Raw genomic sequence first — 13,100 nt, 5'->3', positions numbered from 1 at the left:
CGGGCCGTGGTCGATGCCGAGCCGGGAGAGTGACGTGGAGGGAGGACCGGGGCGTGGCCGGGCGGGGGCGCACCGGCGCCGGACGGGCCGGAGCCGGCCGGGCCCGGCCGCCGGCTTCGCCCTCGTCGTGGTGGTGTGGGGCCTCGGCCTCGTCACGCTGCTCGGCACGATGGCGATCGTCGGCGCGCGCAACCGGGCACGGGACGCGGGCGACCTCGCCGCCATCGCCCAGGCCGCCGCCGATGCCGAGAGCGCCGTCGACCTCGGCATTTTGCGGGCCCTGGCGGGGGACCCGCCCCTGCGCCGGCCCGTGCCGCTCGGGTGCAACCTGCCGGACGGCTCCGCCGTCCGCATCCTGGTGTCGCGGGAGGCCGGCAAGGTCGACCTCAACGCCTCGCCCTTGCCCCTGCTGGCGCGGCTTTTCGCGGGGCTGACGCGCGACCCCGCGCGGGGCGCCGCCGTCGCCCGGGCCATCGTGGCGTTCCGCACGCCCGGAGACGACGGGCTCGCGCCCGGCCAGGCGACGGCGCCCCGGGCCGACGGCCTGCCGGATGGGCCGAAGCGAGCGCCCTTCGTCACGGTGCTGGAACTCGACCAGGTGCCGGGCGTGCCGCCGGATCTCGTCGCGGCGGCGCTGCCCTTCGTCACCGTCATGGCCGGCAGTCCCGAGCCCGACCCCGACGCCGCCGCGCCGGCCCTGCTGGCGCTGCTCGGGCTGCGCCCGCCCGACGCCGCCCGTGCCGGCGAACTGCCGGGAGCCGTCGCCAGCTCCGGGCCCGTCACGGTCCGGGCCGTGGCGCGCACCCTGCGCGGCGCCGTGGCGGTACGCGAAGCTCTGGTCGACGTCGGGGCGGGCGGCTCGCCCTACCGGATCGCCGAGTGGCGCCGCGGCACGCCGGCGCCGGACGAGGCCTCGGCGACCGACCCGGGCGCGGCGCCCCCCTGCCTGCGCCCGGACCGATAGGGCGAGGGGCGGGCCGGCGCCCTGGCCGGCTTCGCTCCCCCGTCGGAGGTCGTGGAGGGATCGGACCGGTGCCGGAATGGCGTCCGGGCCCGTCGAGCAACGTCGCGTCGGCTTCGGGCAGAAAGGCGGCCGCTCACGAACGCTCAACCGAGCCCTCAGCCGAGGCGGCGCAGCACGACGGGCTCCGGGGCGGCGGGCGCCAGGGAGCCGGCCGGGTGGGGCGCCAGCCGGGCCATCTCGGCCGCCACCGCGGCGACCGGGTCCTCGACCGGGCACCCTTTGAAGCGCTGGAGGTCGGTCAGGGCATCGAGCCTGCCCCGCTCGTCCTCCAGCCTGGCCGGGGCATCCGCCTCGAAGCGGCCGAGCCCGTACCCCGGCAGGGGCCCGACCGACAGCCAATGGCGGAGGCGGGCGGCCCGCACGGCCGCGTCGTGGAAGGAAGCCGCCACAGCCGCGCAGGACATGGTCCTGTCGACGTCGAAGAGCCTGTAGGGCGGCGGCGACTGCAGCGACGGAACGCCCGCGGCCGGCGCGGAGCAGCCGCCGAGCATCGCCTGCATCAGGCCGGCGGCCAGCAGGGCAGGGCGGGCGCGGCGAAAGGCGGGGTCGCTCATGGATGCTCCAGCATGCGTCGGGCGGTGTTGGCCATGCCGCGGTCGTCGGATTCGGGCGCCGCATAGGCATGCACGTCGCGCCGGTAGTCTTCGGTGACGCGGCGGGCTTCCACCGTGTCGCGCACGATGCGCGGCGTGATGAGGATGATGAGCTCGGTCTTGGTGACCCGGTGGTTGCGGGACGCGAAGGCGGCGCCGATCCCCGGGATCTGCCCGAGGAAGGGGATCTCGGAACTGTCCTTCTCGACCTTGGACTGGATCATGCCGCCCAGGGCCAGCACTTCGCCGTCCTTGACCACCACCGTGGTCTTGACCCGGCGCTGCTGGATGGTGGGGGAATCGATGTTGGAACTCGTCGTCTGCACGACGGCGCTGACCTCCTGCTCGATGTCGAGCTGGATGCGCCCGCTCTCGTTGATGCGGGGCGTCACCGACAGGATGACGCCGGTGTCGCGCATCTCGACCGCGTTCACGATCGCGCCGTTGGTCGTCACGGTGCTGGTGGCGGTCTGGGTCGTGATGGGGACCTGGTCGCCGATCTGCAGAGCGGCGGTTTTGCTGTCGAGCACCATCAGCGACGGCGTCGAGATCACGTTGACGTGGGTGATGGCGTTGAGCGCGCTCAGCGTCGACGCGATGCTGCCGACGTTCATGGCGTAGTTGAAGCCCGGATAGACGGCGGCGACGCTCGCCTTGGCCGCATCGGTGAAGCTCGTCCGCGCCGCGTGTCCGTCCTTCTGCAACTGCCACTGCACGCCGTATTGCAGCTGGTCGTTCAGCGTCACTTCGGCGACGGCGGCCTGGATCATCACCTGGCTGGCGACGACGTCCATGGAGCGGACCACCTTGAGGATGCGGCGGTAGTCGTTGCGGTCCGCCATGATGAGGAGGGCGTTCTTGACGTCGTCGGCGACGATCTTGAGCCGCGGCTGCGACACGGCCGTCGTCGGTCCGCCGGCATCGGCGCCGTCGCCTCCGGTCGCGGCGGAGCCGCCGCCGGCAAGGCCCGTCCCGCCGGCTCCGGCCGCCCGGGCGTTCCGCGCGGAGCCGGGGCTCGAGCCGGTCGCCGACCAGCCGGCGGCGGCGCCCGGGGCGGGCGCGGCTTCGGAGCTGCCGCTCCCCATGCCGCCGCCGAACCCGCCCGGCGAGAAGGAGCCGCTGCTGGAGCCCATGCCGCCGGAGCCCATGCCGCCGGAGCCCATGCCGCCGGCGCTCCCTGCCGTCGCGGCGAGGCCGAAGGCCGCGGCGGCGGAGCGCGGCGCCACGAGCGAGCCCGTCACGCCGGCCGCGGCCGTGTCGTCGCCGAACATGGCCTGCAGCACCTTGGCGAGTTCCCGCGCGGGGCGGTTCTGGACCGGATAGATGTGGAGTTCCGGCTCGCTCCCCTCGCGCTGCGCGTCGAGCCGGCGGATCCAGTCCTGCGCCAGGGCGAGATAGCTCGGCTCGGACGTCACGACCAGGACGGCGCCGATGCGGCCGTTGGCCAGGAAGCGCACCCGCCCCTTCAGCGGCCCGTCCTTGTCGGACGCGAAGATCGCCTTGAGGTCTTCGACCATCCGCTCGGGCTGCTTCGTCTTGACCGGGACGATGCCGAAGGACATGCCGCGCATCACGTCGACGTCGAAGCTCGCGACCGTGTCGAGCACGGCCCGCAGGCTCGCCGCCGACCCTCGCAGCGCCAGGATGTTGCGGGCGTCGTCGGCCTCCACGATCGTCCCCTTGGGCACGATGGGCTCGAGCAGCCGGGCCATCTCGCTGGCGGCGACGTAGCGGAGCGAGACCACGCGGAAGCCCGTGCCGTCGAGGCTGGAGACGGGCGCGCCGTTGGTGGTGATGCTCCCGGTGGCGGCGAGGTCCACCGGCACGACCTTGAAGATGCCGCCGGCCTTGATCACCGTGCCGCCGTCGGGCAGCAGGGCGGCCTGCAGCAGGTCGAGTGCCGCCGCCTTGGTGATGGGCTGCGTCGTCTGCACCGTGACGGTGCCGTTCAGGCGCGGGTCGACCATGTAGTTGGCGCCCATGATGTCGCCCAGCACGGTCCTGGCCGCCTGGGCCACGGGCACGCCCTGCAGGTTCAGCGTGATGGTGCCGGCCGAAGCCTCGGCGGGGTCGCGGCGCGGCGCGCTCCGGATGAGGTGGCCGTTGCCGAAGGCCATGAAGGGGACGGCCTGCGAATAGGCCTGGGGCAGGGGGATCGGGACCATCGGCGAGCGGGGCCCATCGCCCCACGGCGGGGCGACGTCGTCCTTGCCGTGATCGGCCCGGAGCGTGGGGAAGGCCGATCCCCCGTCGGTCGGGACGGGTCCGCCGCGTTGCGCCGCCGGGGCCGGGGCGGCGGTGCCGGTACAGAGGCCGAGGTAGAGGCAAAGGACCGCAAAGATCGTTGAACGTTTCAAGCGCACGATGTTCGACTCTCATCACGATCGATGCGATTGCAACGGTGAGTCGAAGGTAAAGGGACGTGCTTAAATAGTGGTGAACGGAACGCCGACGGCTGTGTCGGCGTCCCGCTCGGCGTCAGCGGCGGACGATGTCGCCCGAGGCCGATACCGTCACCAGCATGGTGCGGTCGGGTGCCGCCACCTGGACGGCGGTGCCCGGGACCTGCGACCAGTTCCACTGCCCGTCGTCGGTCGGCTTGCGCCACAGCGCGCCGACCTGGTCGGCACCGCTGCCGACGACGGTGACGCTGCCGTCCGCCGAGGCGGCGATGGCGCTGGCGGCATTCCCCACCTGGACCGGCGCCGTCCTGCCGTCCGTCCGCCAAACGTTGCCGTCGGTGCCGACGTAGTAGATCGAGCCGCTCTTCACCAGGGCGACGCGCTTGGCCGCCGTGCCGGGCACCGCCTGCCAGTTCCAGCCGGCGTCGTCGGTGGTCTTCAGGTAGATGGTGCCGTTCTGGTCGTTGACGATGGCGATCGTGCCGTCCGACGCGGCCGAGATGGCGTTGGCATAGGTGCCGACCTGGCTCCAGGCTCCGCCCGCATAGCGATACACGTTGTCGTCGAGGCCGATCGCATAGAACCGGTTGGCCCCCAGCACGGCGACGTCCTTGAAGGTGCCGGGCAACATCTGCCAGCCGCTGCCGAGGTTGGACACCCAGATGTTGTTGGAGGTATTGACGGTCGCGGTCGTGCCGTCGGGCGCCGCCGCGATCTTCACGCCGCCGCTGCCGATGGTGACGGCGGTCGGCGCCGCGGTCCCGCCCGAGCCGCCGCCCGCCGTGCCGCTCCCGCCGCCCGTGGTCCCCGCCGTGCCGCTTCCGCCGGATGGGGCAGGCGTCGTGCCGCCGGCCACCGCCTGCCCCGACTGGATGCGGCAGGACTTCGCGGTGCCGAACATGGGGTCGGCCCCGAAGGCCGCGACCGTGCAGGCGACCGTGCCGCTCACGGGCTGGGTGATCCATTGCGTGCCGCTGCCGAACGCGACGGCCTGGGTGCCGGCGGCCGTGCAGGTGCCGCCCTCGGCCGCGCAGGTGCTCCAGCCCTCTCCCGCCAGCGGAACCGCGATGTTGGCCGGCACCATCCGGGTGGTCGGCGGCGCCATGCCGGCCCCGAGGGCCACGATGACGCCGGGAGACGGCACGCCGTTGCTGTCCACGACCACGACCTGGTAGTAGCCGGGAGGCGCGGTGTTGGGCGACGACGGCACCGCCAAGGAGAGCACGTTGCCCGCCACCGTGAAGCTGAGGTTGACGTAGCGCTGTCCCGTGTTGAACGAGTGGGTCGTGGCGCTCAGGCGCACCAACGCCACCTTGCCGATCCCCGACGCGGTGTTGACCTCGACGCCGAGCGTCTGCCCGTGGGCGACTTGGGACGTGCTGAGGCTCACGATCTGCGGACGGGTCGCGAGGACCGCCCGGCCGGCGACCGACTTGAAGAAGTAGGACGGGTAGAAGATCTCTGCATTCAGGTTGTCGACCGGGCCCGGCACGCCGCCGCCCGCCACCAGAACGGCGCCGTCCTGCAGCAGCGTCGCGGTCGAGTGATAGCCGCGGTAGACGGCCCCGCTGGCGCCGACCGTCCATTTCGCCGTCGCCGGATCCCAGGTCTCGGCGGCCAGCACGGCGCTGGCTCCGTCATTGTCGGCGAAGGTCGACCCGCCCGTCACCGCCACCTGGCCGGTCGGAAGGACCGTGGCGGTCGCCCACTGGCGGCCGTAGCGCATCGGCGCCACGTCGCGGACGGCGGGCGAGCCGCCGTTGATGTCGATGGTCGTGGCGAGGTTGCTCGACACCGTCTTGTCGCCGTTGTAGCGCCCGTTGCCGCCCACCTGCAGGATCTTGCCGATGTCGTACATCACGGCCGTGGAGGTCGGGCCGACGTTGGGGGCCGTGCCGGCCGAAATGCCGGCGTCGAATTTCATGGCGGTCTTGAAGCCGCCCAGGGACGTCACCGACCCGTTCCCCGTGGGATCGAGGGACCACATCTGTTCGGACGAGATGCCGAACAGCTTGCCGTTCGGCGCCAACCAGGCCCGGGGGTACCAGTAGCGCGAATAGTCGGGGCCGAAGGCGAGGCGGCTGTTGGCGCCGAACAGGCTCCGCCAGCCCGATGCGGGGTCGTAGACCTCCGGCGTCATGCTGCCCATGAAGCCGGACGCCATGTAGCCGTCCGGATCGCTGTAGCCGTAGCTGTAGGGGATATTGCCGCCCAGGATGATGGGCAGGCCGGAGCCCAGCGTCACCATGGACGCGTAATACCTGTCCTGGGCCAGCGTGGCGCCGGCCTGCGTCACGGCGGTGCCGGTGTCGTTCAGCAGCACGCTGCCATGGTCGTCGGTGGCGCCGCTGGGCGAAACGATGCCGCCCGAAACGAGCAGGTTTCCGTTCGGCAGTTCGGCCGAGGTCGAGCAGAAGCTGTCCACCGCGGCGACGCCCGCCAGCGTGGTGTGGACGGGGCTGTTCCCGACGATGCGGAGGGGATCCCACAGGTCGAAGGTCCGGCCGTCCTGCACGGCGGAGCCGGTCGGCGAGCCGTAGGACGCCACCGTGCCGTTCGGCAGCAGCGCGGTGTGGATGGCGACCAGCGACCAGGGGAGGACGCCCGACCACATGCCGTGCACGGCGGCGTCGGCCGGGATCGTCAGGTTCATCACCAGCGGGTCCTGGGCGGGCGTCGGCGCCACCGGGAAGACGGCGGCCCGGGCCTGGGCGCCGCAGCCGGCCAGGAGCGTGGTCGAGATCGTGGCTCGGAGGAGGCGGGCGCGCAGGGGGGAGCGGTGACGCGCGCCCGATGGGCGGCGCAGGACGTTCGTCGGGGTCATGGATTGCGGTCTCCGGAGGTGTTGCGGTCAGGGGTGGGGTGACGAAGCAGCCGCATCGAAGGCGTCGAGCGCGACGAGGTCCCGGGCGAGGCGGGCGCGGTCGAGCGCCCGTCCGCCGAAGCTCTGCATCAGCCGCCCCCGCCGATCGAAGAGGAAGAGGTTGGTCGAGGGTTCGGCCCCGTCGTCTCCAGCGCGGTGTACCTGCCGGCCGATGGCGTCGCGGATGCGGGCGGCCTGCCCGGCATCGGTGGCGAGAAGGGTCCAGCGCGCGGCATCGAGGTGGAGGCCGTCGGCGAAGCCCGCGAGGTCGGCGGGCCTGTCGGCGGGATCGACCGAGATGGCGACGAGGCGCAGGTGCGCCCTCACGCCGTCCGGCAGGGCCTTGGCGACCGCCGCCAGGTCGAGCGCCCGCATGACGCACAGGCTCGGGCAGTGGGTGGTGACGAGGCCGACGACCACGAGGTCGTCGGCGAAATCCGCCGCCGTCCGCGCCCGACCGGCCTGGTCGACGGTGGGGCCGCCCGCGACGGTGTCGAGCAGGAACGGCAGGTCGTAGGCGGCCTTCGCCATGTCGCGCGCCGCATCCGCCGAGGCCGGCAGCGGCGCCAGCAGCGACGCCAGCATGGCGAGGCCGGCGATCAGGCGGGCAGGTCGAACGCTCGGCATCGTCGATCCCGTCGGGATCGGTGAGGGTTTCGCCATCATCGGCGTGCTTCCATCGCGCGATCGTCGGAGGCGTTCGCGGTCGTCTTCGACCCGAGCGAGTAGATCGAGTATTGACCCGCCTCGTTGGGGTAGACGTATTGATAGGGGTGGCCCCAGGGGTCGATGAGCGCCTGCGTCTGCTTGAGGTAGGGCCCGGCCCAGCGCGGAGCGTCGGCGGGAGCTTCGACGAGGGCGCGCAACCCGTCCTCCGAGGTGGGATAGGTGCCGTTCTCCATGAAGTAGAGTTCCAGTGCCGTGCTGATGTTCTGTACCTGCAACTGCACCGACTCGGTCTTGGCCTTGTTGAAGTAGCCCATGACCTGGGGTGTCGCGATGGCGGTCAGCACGGCCAGGATACCCATGACCACCAGCAACTCGAGGAGCGTGTAGCCGGCCTGTCGGCGCCGTCGCCGCATGGACCGTGCCCTGCGGCGACCGGATGTTCCGGGATACGGCATCTGTGTCCTTGCTCCTGGCTCAACGATCAGTTCAGGCAGGAGGGTCTCTAAAGCACCCAACAGTTGAATCAAAGCGCAATCGCGCTGGACGTCGATCCTGTGTTTGGCGATGCTTAAAGATAAAATTTTAGACGAATGCGATGTTGTTCTCGCCGCGTGTGCCCGGCCGGGACCCGCGCCGGTACGACCAGGCGCTCAGGCCGCGGCGTCGTGGCGGCCGACGGGATGCAGCGGCGCCGGCAGACGCGGTCGTCCCGGACGCGTTTCGCGCCGATGCGCTCGGGCGGCGAGGTCGGACCGGGGAACGCCGGACGGGGGAGGCCGTCGGCTCCCGGCCCGCTTCAATCCATGGACATGCCCGGCATGGAATGGCCCGCGTGGGGCGTCGCCGCCCCGGCGTTCGGCCCCTTGGCGCCGATGCCTTCCACGGTAAACTCCACCTTGGCGGTGCCGGCATGGTCGAAGACCAGCGTGCCCGGAACCGTCTCGCCCTGCTTCAGCCCGCGCTTCAGGCCGGTGAACATGATGTGGAGGCCGGAAGGGTCCAGCGTGACGGAATGGCCGGGCGGGATCTCCAGCGGCCCGGCGGGCCGCATCCTCATGACGCCGCCGTCCATCGTCATGGAATGCAGCTCGAACCCGGCCGATGCCGCCAGGGAGCCTCCGGTGAGGCGGTCTGGCGCGGTGCCGCGGTTCTCGATCGTGAGATAGCCGCCGCCCACCTGGGCGCCCCCGGGCGTGGCACGGGCCCAGGGCTGGTGGATGACGAGGGTGCCGAGGGTGACGTCGCCGGCCATCGCCGCCATCGGGATGAGGGCGAAGATGGCGAGCCCGGCCAGGCGGCCGGCCGTCCTGAAACGTGTCATGGGGTGGGTCCTGAAGTCCGCCCGCGGCCGTGCGGGAGCGCCGATGCGGGCCGGCCGGGGCTGGGAAAGGGGTCGGGTTCCGTGTCGCGCCGCGTCACGCGGCCGGGGGACCTCGGGACAGGCGCGGGCCGCGCGGACGCGCCATGGCGGGCATAGGCGCGACGGCGCGGAGCCGCGGGGCGGCACGAACGGCGGGGGCGGGCCGCGACAGCGCCGGGGGGACGAGCGCCGCGGCCAGCAGGGCGCAGTCGCCGCAGCAATCGTGCCGGGAGGGTCGGGCCGGGTCGGCCGGGGCCGCGCCCGCGTGGCAGATCGGGACGTGGAGGCCGGGGATGGCGTCTCGGGGCGCTTTGCCCGGCCCAGCCGACGCCGTGGCGCGGCCCAGACCGGCGAGGGTCAGGGCGACGATGAGGGCCGCGACGAGACTGCGCCGCAACCCGGATGCCGTCGGAGTCGCCATGGCGGCGAGGGGAGCGTGACCCGACGGGCCTTGTCAAGGCGGGCGGCCTCCGCCCGCCGCGGGCCACAGGCGACACCATGCGGGCCGAAGCGGCAGATGCCGCCTCCGGCTCGGCACTGGCACGTGTCGGCTTCAGCCCGACCCTGGCCGGCCGACCGCCACTGCGGCACCGCCGGCCGACCGCGACGCGGCCTGGACCAGGGTTTCGAGCCGGGACTGGACGGCCTTCTCGTCGTCGTCGGACGTCACCGTGCCGGCGAAGCGTCCCCGCGCGTCGAGCAGGATCACGGCGACGGTGTGGTCCATGGTGTAGTCGCCCCCGTCGAGCGGCACGCGGCGGTACCCGACCTTGAAGGCGCCCGCCATGGCGGCGAGTTGCGCCGGCGTGCCGACGAAGCCGCGGATGCGCGGATCGAAGGAGCCGAGATAGGCCCGCATGGCTTCGGGCGTGTCGCGCTCGGGGTCCACGGTGACGAAGACGACGTTGAGCCGGTCCGCCTGAGGGCCCATGCGGGCCAGCACGTTGGTGAGCATCTGCAGCGTCACCGGGCAGAAGGCGGGGCAGTGGGTATAGCCGAAGAACAGGGCCGTGGGCCGGCCGCGCAGGTCGGCTTCGGTCACGGGCCGTCCCGTCATCTCCGTCATGGCGAAAGGGCCGCCGATGCGGCGCATGCCGTCGGCCGATTGCACCTGGCCGAAGATCAGCGCCGACAGGCCGAGCGCCAGGGCGGCCGCGAGGCCGCCGATCATCACGATCACGCGACGCTCTGTCATGGGTGGTCTCCGGACGCGATCTGCACGGGGGTGAGATGGGTTCCGCCCGGCGCGGAAGCCATGCCGGGGCGGTGCGGCAGGACGGCACCGGCGACCGGCATCGCGCGTCGGGCGGGTGGACTCACACGTCCACCAGGTACTCGACCTGCGGCCGGCCGTGATGCGGCGACCGGCCGACCCGCGCCCGCACGCCGAAGACGGACCGGATCAGCTCTTCGTCCAGCACCGCCTCCGGCGGGCCGGCGGCGACGATCCGGCCGGCCTGCAGCACCGCCAGGGTGTCGCAGAACATGGCGGCGAGGTTCAAGTCGTGCAGCGCCACCATCACGGTCGCGGGCAGGCGCCGCACGAGGCCCAGGATCTCGAGCTGGTGCCGGATGTCGAGGTGGTTGGTGGGCTCGTCGAGGAGGAGCTCCCGCGGCTCCTGGGCGAGGGCCCGGGCGATCTGCACCCGCTGGCGTTCGCCGCCCGACAGCGTGTGCCAGGGCTGGTCCCGCCGCTCGGCCATGCCGACCTGGTCCAGCGCGGTCTCGACCGCCTCGGCGTCGGCCGTCGTCCAGGGTGCCAGGGCGCCGAGGTGGGGCGTGCGCCCCAGCGCCACGACCTGTCGGACGTTCAGCTGCGCTTCCGTGCCGGCCTGCTGTTCGACGAGGGCGACGCGGCGCGCGACGGCGAGGCGCGGCAGTGCCGCCACGTCCGTGCCGTCCAGCGTCACCACGCCGCTGGCGACGCGGCGCAGACGGCACACGAGGCGGAGCAGGCTCGACTTGCCGGAGCCGTTCGGGCCGACGAGACCCAGGGTGCTGCCCGGTGCCACATCGAGCGTCACCCCGTCGACGATCACCCGTCCGGACGCGGACCAGCGGACGGCGTCGAGGCGGATCGTCACGCGAGGCGCCGCGACCGGTACAGGATGGCGGCGAAGGCCGGCGCCCCGACCAGGGCCGTCACGACGCCGATGGGCAGCACCTGCTGGGGGACGAGGATGCGGGACACGACGTCGGCCAGCACCATGAAGATCGCGCCCATCACCAGCGAGGCCGGCAACAGGCGCGCGTGGCCGGGACCGACGAGGAAGCGCGCCGCATGGGGCACCACCAGCCCGACGAAGCCGATCGACCCCACCATGCTGACCATGGTGGCGGCCATGGCGGCGGTGAGGCCGAAGAGCACGGCCCGCACCCGCCCGACCGGCACGCCGAGCGCCGCCGCCGCATCCGACCCGAAGGCGAAGGCGTCGAGCGCCCTGGCGTGGAAGGCCGCGACCGCGAAGCCCGCCAGCGCGACGGGCGCGGCGAGGTAGACGTCGGGCCAGCGCACGCCGCCGAGGCTGCCGAGCAGCCAGAACATGACGCCGCGCGCCTGTTCGGCGCTGGCCGAGGTCGTCACGATGTAGGAGGTGACGGCGTTGAAGAGCTGCGATCCCGCGACCCCGGCCAGGATGACGCGGTCGGTGCCGCCACCCGCGCCCGCCGCCAGCAGCGCCACCAGCGCCACCGCCGCGACGGCGCCGAGGAAGGCGCCGCCCGACAGCGTGAGCACGTCGCCGCCGAAGCCCACGATCAGCACCGCCACGGCCCCGGTCGAGGCCCCGGCCGAGATGCCGAGCACGTAGGGCTCCGCCAGCGGGTTGCGCAGCAGCGCCTGCAGGATGGCGCCGCAGAGGGCCAGCGTCGCGCCGCAGCAGGCGGCGACCAGGGCGCGGCTGAGACGGTAGTCCCACACGATGCCGGCCTGGATGCGGCTCGGGGCGAAGGCCGTGCCGAAGATCCGGTCGCAGATGGCGCCAAGGGCGGCGGCGAGCGGGATCCTCATCTCGCCGGTCGAGACGGCGAGGCCGATGGCGAGGACCAGCGCGGCGACGGACAGCGCCGCCAGCGCGGCCCGCAGCGGCCACCCGTCCAGCCGAGGCCGACCCTCGTCCCTCATCGCATCGGCCCGGCGGCCGCCATGCCCTTCGCCAGCGCCTCCAGGCCGTCGATGGTGCGGATCGACGGGTTCATGTCCTGGGCGTCCATCACCACCACATGGCCCTCCTTCACGGCACGGAGCTGGCTGACGACCGGGTCGGTGGCGAGGAACCGGCGCTTCACGGCGAGATCGTCGGCCGGGAAGCGGCGCCTGTCCATCTGGCCCACGACGATCACGGCGGGATCGGCGGCCGCGATGCTTTCCCAGCTCGCCAGCGGCCACTCGTCCTCGGTGGTGACGACGTTGCGGGCGCCGAGCGCCTGCATCATGAAGGCCGGGGCGCCGTTCTTGCCGGCCACGAAGGCGTCGCCCTTCTCGTCCTTGCTGGAGAACCAGAACACCACCGGCACGCCCGAAGCCTTGCCGGCGACGGCGGCCTTGGCGGCGGCCTCGCGCGCCCTGAGGTCGGCGATGAGCCTGTCCCCGCGGGCGTCGACGTCGAAGATGCGGGCGAGGTCGTGGATCTCGCCGTAGACGAGGTCCATGCTGAACATCTGCCGGCGCACGCCGTCGCCGCCGCCCGCATTGTCCTTCGCGACGCAGTCCGAGGGCGACACGTAGGTCGGGATCGCGAGATCGGAGAACTGTTGGCGCGTGCCGACGCTGCCGTGCGGGCCGACATGCCACTCGTATTGCGCGGCGACGAGGTCGGGGTTCTGGCCCACGACCGATTCGAAGCTCGGGTCGTTGTCGGCGAGCCGCTTGATCGTGGCGTTCTCGGCCGCAAAGGCCGGCAGCACCGGTCCGAACCAGACGGCCGTCCCGACGATCCGGTCGGCGAGGCCGAGCGAGAGCAGGATCTCCGTGGTGGCCTGGCCGATGGAGACGACGCGCTTCGGCGCGTGGTCGACCGTGACGGCGAGGCCGCAGTTCTGGATCGTCAGCGGGTAGCGGGTCGGCTCGGCGGCGTGGCCGGCCGTGGGGCCGAGGAGCGCGAAGCTCCCGGCGAGCGCCAGCGCGACCGACGCGAGGCGGCGGGCGAAACGGTCAGGCGCCATGGTGGACCTCGAAGCTGGCCGGGGC

At 72.9% G+C, this 13,100-nt stretch carries 11 protein-coding genes; 1 reads left to right on the top strand and 10 read right to left on the bottom strand.

Annotation, left to right across the window (positions count from 1 at the left end):
- The first annotated feature begins 34 nt into the window (after positions 1 to 34).
- The gene (locus D3272_RS13765) at positions 35 to 964 is read left to right on the top strand and encodes a type II secretion system protein GspK (RefSeq protein ID WP_165361347.1); all 930 of its coding nucleotides are present in this window, start codon (positions 35 to 37) and stop codon (positions 962 to 964) included.
- A 155-nt stretch (positions 965 to 1,119) separates the two neighbouring features.
- On the opposite strand, the gene D3272_RS13760 is transcribed toward D3272_RS13765, so the two are convergent.
- The 10 genes from D3272_RS13760 to D3272_RS13715 all read right to left on the bottom strand — a co-directional run bounded on the left by D3272_RS13760 (position 1,120) and on the right by D3272_RS13715 (position 13,075).
- Positions 1,120 to 1,578, bottom strand: coding sequence for a hypothetical protein (locus tag D3272_RS13760; RefSeq protein ID WP_129219783.1), 459 nt, complete (start codon positions 1,576 to 1,578; stop codon positions 1,120 to 1,122).
- Positions 1,575 to 3,974: a type II secretion system secretin GspD gene (gspD, locus tag D3272_RS13755; protein ID WP_129219782.1), complete on the bottom strand. Its 2,400-nt coding sequence runs from the start codon at positions 3,972 to 3,974 to the stop codon at positions 1,575 to 1,577. The genes D3272_RS13760 and gspD overlap by 4 nt, the downstream gene beginning before the upstream one ends.
- Before the next feature lie 121 nt (positions 3,975 to 4,095).
- Positions 4,096 to 6,843, bottom strand: coding sequence for a galactose oxidase-like domain-containing protein (locus D3272_RS13750; protein ID WP_129219781.1), 2,748 nt, complete (start codon positions 6,841 to 6,843; stop codon positions 4,096 to 4,098).
- A 27-nt stretch (positions 6,844 to 6,870) separates the two neighbouring features.
- Entirely contained in the window at positions 6,871 to 7,509 is a 639-nt protein-coding gene (locus D3272_RS13745; RefSeq protein ID WP_165361346.1) for an SCO family protein, read from the bottom strand.
- Positions 7,510 to 7,544: 35 nt separating this feature from the next.
- A complete protein-coding gene (gspG, locus tag D3272_RS13740) occupies positions 7,545 to 7,964 on the bottom strand; it encodes a type II secretion system major pseudopilin GspG (protein WP_129219779.1) in 420 nt (139 codons plus the stop codon).
- Positions 7,965 to 8,347: 383 nt separating this feature from the next.
- Positions 8,348 to 8,872: a copper chaperone PCu(A)C gene (locus D3272_RS13735; RefSeq protein WP_165361345.1), complete on the bottom strand. Its 525-nt coding sequence runs from the start codon at positions 8,870 to 8,872 to the stop codon at positions 8,348 to 8,350.
- 592 nt (positions 8,873 to 9,464) lie between these two features.
- Complete coding sequence (locus D3272_RS13730) at positions 9,465 to 10,106, bottom strand: SCO family protein (protein ID WP_129219778.1); 642 nt, start codon at positions 10,104 to 10,106, stop codon at positions 9,465 to 9,467.
- A gap of 121 nt (positions 10,107 to 10,227) precedes the next feature.
- Positions 10,228 to 10,995 (bottom strand): ABC transporter ATP-binding protein, encoded by a 768-nt coding sequence (locus D3272_RS13725; RefSeq protein WP_129219777.1) that lies wholly within the window; start codon positions 10,993 to 10,995, stop codon positions 10,228 to 10,230.
- Positions 10,992 to 12,035, bottom strand: a complete 1,044-nt coding sequence (locus D3272_RS13720; protein WP_129219776.1) for a FecCD family ABC transporter permease — start codon at positions 12,033 to 12,035, stop codon at positions 10,992 to 10,994. The genes D3272_RS13725 and D3272_RS13720 overlap by 4 nt, the downstream gene beginning before the upstream one ends.
- Positions 12,032 to 13,075 carry an ABC transporter substrate-binding protein gene (locus D3272_RS13715; protein WP_129219775.1) on the bottom strand — a complete coding sequence of 348 codons (1,044 nt, stop codon included), beginning with the start codon at positions 13,073 to 13,075 and terminating at the stop codon, positions 12,032 to 12,034. Before D3272_RS13715 ends, D3272_RS13720 begins: the two co-directional genes overlap by 4 nt.
- Positions 13,076 to 13,100: the final 25 nt, after the last annotated feature.

It is taken from the genome of Lichenibacterium ramalinae (assembly GCF_004137085.1).
GTDB classification, from domain to species: Bacteria; Pseudomonadota; Alphaproteobacteria; order Rhizobiales; family Beijerinckiaceae; genus Lichenihabitans; species Lichenihabitans ramalinae.
Note: the sequence above shows the minus strand (reverse complement) of the source record. Positions and strands in the feature narration are given on the sequence as shown.